This window comes from Candidatus Cloacimonadota bacterium, assembly GCA_011372345.1.
Taxonomy (GTDB): domain Bacteria; phylum Cloacimonadota; class Cloacimonadia; order Cloacimonadales; family TCS61; genus DRTC01.
Window position 1 is genome coordinate 1 of the sequence record DRTC01000255.1, and the last position, 3,665, is coordinate 3,665.

3 protein-coding genes are annotated in these 3,665 nt (G+C 32.8%); all 3 read right to left on the reverse strand.

The genetic code is table 11. The features are described 5' to 3' along the window. Nucleotides 1-102 precede the first annotated feature (102 nt). Nucleotides 103-1,239, reverse strand: coding sequence for an MFS transporter (locus ENL20_04840; GenBank protein ID HHE37882.1), 1,137 nt, complete (start codon nt 1,237-1,239; stop codon nt 103-105). 240 nt (nt 1,240-1,479) lie between these two features. Then, nucleotides 1,480-2,544: an AI-2E family transporter gene (locus ENL20_04845; GenBank protein HHE37883.1), complete on the reverse strand. Its 1,065-nt coding sequence runs from the start codon at nt 2,542-2,544 to the stop codon at nt 1,480-1,482. Nucleotides 2,545-2,547: 3 nt separating this feature from the next. Further along, nucleotides 2,548-3,042, reverse strand: coding sequence for a cyclic nucleotide-binding domain-containing protein (locus ENL20_04850; GenBank protein ID HHE37884.1), 495 nt, complete (start codon nt 3,040-3,042; stop codon nt 2,548-2,550). Nucleotides 3,043-3,665: the final 623 nt, after the last annotated feature.

Consider the following 3,665-nt stretch of genomic DNA (forward strand, 5'->3'; position numbering starts at 1 on the left):
GTAACACAGAATTGCATTCTGTGAAATTCTACCTTCTCGATTTATACAGCTGTTCTCACAAATTGCAAATTTGTGTTACAATACACATTTTACAAAAATGTGCTACTTCAACCTGATCAACGGATACATAAATAATGTCAAGACCGATAAAAATATCAGACCGAAACCGATCCCGAAATTGTCGGAGAGAAATCCCATTAATGGGGCAAGAATGGCGATGATCAGTGTTTTCAGTTGCGATTCTGCTGATAAACCGGAAGCCATCACTTTCGAGGGAATCGTTTCACTGATATATCCAACATTCATTGGTCTGCGTAAGTTTTGCGATACAAAAAGTAAGATAAAGAATATCACTGAAATCAGCTTCAAATCTAAAAGGTAAAAAAGTCCTGCCAAGATCACGAAAAACACTCCTATAATAAAACTCACATTGATCGCTTTTGCGAGAGATTGGAATTTTCTCATAAATTTTCCGGAGTTTTTGGAAGCTGTCGAGGTTAATAAATATAAAACAAAATATATGATCGCAATCAGGATCGTATCTCTTTTATCTTTGATGAAAAGAAATATTGGAAGCGATAACGCATAAAATTGCATAACAGGTTGGATATAATCTTTTACCGATTTGAAAAGACTATCGTATAAAGCTGAATTCAATAAAGATTTTCTCAAAGCAGGATTATGGAATATTTTCAGGAAATTAGCTGATGTTTCTTTGGAATTTTGGAAAACATCAGCTAAAAAATTATGCTTTTGCACTTTCTTGATCTCACCATTAAGTTCAGTAGGATAAGAGATCATTAAAACAAGTTCCAACAAATAAGGAACAATGGAAGCCAGAAATACGAATTTATATTGCCCGGAATAAAAGACGATAGCTCCCGCAATTAAAGAGGAAATCGCAGAACCTTTTTGCGACCAGCTTCTTGTAAAGCCGTAATATTCGACTTTCAGATGTTCGATCTTTTTGATCTTCAAATATTCGAGGATCATCGCTTTATGAGTCCCAGTGCGGAATGCTTCTCCAAAAGCAAAAAAGATCATGGCAATTATATAAATGCTAAAAACAGGGAAAAAATAGAAAATGATAAAAGAAGCAATATAAGAAAGAAAAGAGAAGATCATGGAATTTTTCCTGCCAAAACAATCAGCGAAAATTCCGGTTGGGATTTCGAGAATAGCTGTGGAAATTTCCCGAATTGAAAAAAGTAGTCCAATCTGCAGAAAGGAAATTCCCATTTCGCGGAAGAAAAGAATTATAAAAGGATCAAAGAAACGAAGATTTTTCAGGAATCCGTAAGTTGAAAATTTGAAAAGCTGGAGATCTTTTGGGATCAAATAAATTCCTTATTTAGATGTAAAACAAACAATCGTGTTTGTTTGTTTCTTCTTTAAACAATCAGGATTGATTGTGATACTTATTTTTCGCATCTTCTTTTTTCATCAGACTGCTACCTGACGCTCTCATTACAAATCGAGTTATATTATCTCAAATTCTTTCAAACTTTTCTGTGAAACTTCCACGATCGTTTTGATCAGGAATACGATTGGAACAGCCAGTAGCATTCCTAATAAACCAAATCCGTAACCTCCGGCAATAACTGTTAATAACACGATCAAGGGATGCAGATCCATACTTTTTCCCATCAACCAGGGGAACAAGATCAAGCTGTCGAACTGCTGCACGATAAAAAACATAATGATAGAATATAAAATAAAAATGTCAGGTGTAGGACCAAAAAGAATCACCAACAGAGTCGGAACTGCTCCAATAAACGGACCGAAATATTTTATTGGATTGGCAAGTCCAACAATCAATCCTAAAATCAGAGCATAAGGTATATTAAGGATGACCAGCCCTAAAATTGAGAGGAGAGCAACCAGTAAAGTTTCCAGCAAAAGAGCACGAAAAAAACGACCAAAACTTTCCTCGATCTTCTGAAATAAATGCAGAAAAAATTCAAAATAACGATTTCCAATTTTTGAGAAGATCATACGCATAAATATCCTACCGTCTTTCAAAAGGAAAAATCCGATAACCGGTACGACGATCATAAATCCAAGAACATTAAAAACTCCTGCGAAAAAAGAGGGGATTTTATTCAAAAGATTTTTAGCATTTTCGTTATTGATGAAGGAATTGAAAGTATCCTCAATCTCAAAACTAGGAAATCTTTTTTCCAGTTTCGTGATTAATTCCGAAACTTTTCCCAAACCGATCGATTCCAGGTTTATGGTTTCCTGTTCCTGTAATTGTGTTAGAAAACTATCCTGGAAATCCGTGAATTGATCAACGATCATGGGAATAATCGCACTGATCAGTAGGGACAGCAAAAATCCGATAAGCAGGTAAACGATCAGGATGGAAGCGTACCTTGGAATCCGATATTTCTCTGCATAATTAATGATGGGTGCGATCAAATAAGCAAAAATAAAACCGATGATAATATAAGAAATGATGGATTTATAAAACAAAATCGCAACAACCACTAACGCAATATTAATGATGATCATCAACCATTTAACTAATTTTGATCGTTCCATAATTTATGCTTCTTCCATTTCATTGATCTTTTTGTTCAGATTCATCACATGAGTGCAAAGGATTTCCCCGAACTTAAAGAGAATTTTATTACCAGCTCGGGGAAATTTATCAATAAAATTCTTCAGATCTGCTTTGGAAATTGCCAGAACTTCCGAATCTTCAAGCGCTACGATCGATGCTGATCTTTTTTCCTCCAGAAAAATTCCCATTTCTCCAAAATACTGCTGCGGTTTTATCCTGTCTAATTCGATTTCTTTATCCTTGACTTTCAGGAAAACCTTTAATTCTCCCTGTTTCAAGATGTAAAAGACAACATTTGGATAGTCTTTTTTGAAGATAATTTCACCAGATTTAAAATTCCTGAGATAAAAATACTGTCTTAAATTTTTCAGATCTTTTTTGGAAAGTTTGTTAAAAATAGTTACTTTGGATAAGAATTTAACGAGTTCTTTTTCCTCATCTTTCTTTTGTGCTTCATTTTCCTGGAATAATTTCATATCTCACCTCAAATTATTCAGTTTCTTAAAAAACCAAATTTAGATTTAAAAAGTTAATGTCAAATAGTTTAGGAAAATAAAAAAATAACTGCGAAAAATACGAAAAAATGCTAAATAAAAATTATCAAATTTTTAAAATTTGGCAATTATAAAAGAACTATAACCTTCCATAAATTTCCAACTTCTCTAATGGAAATTCATACAAAAAAATATCATTATCCTGTTCCCAGCTTGAGAATTTAAATTCTTTTAAGATCATTTTCAGATTCTTCAGATCAGGAACCAGGATTTCGATTTCATTTTTCTTATTTTCCAAACCTATTTTTTTTAGATATTTCAACATTGCTCGAAAGATATTATTATCTTCAACATAAAGAAAACTTATCCATAAAACTTCTTTATAAGCAGATTCATCGATCAATACTATTCCTTTGATAGCATCACTTTGTTCATAGACAAAGATTTTGTTTTCAAAAAAGAACTGCTTCAATAATTCTCTTGAGTAAGGATAAATTACCCAGCCTTTTGCCAGAAAGTTTTTACTTTTCTTCAGAAAATTTGATTTTTCAACAAAATTTTGAATTTTTAAAAAATCATCCGCTTTTTTGATATGATATGAGATA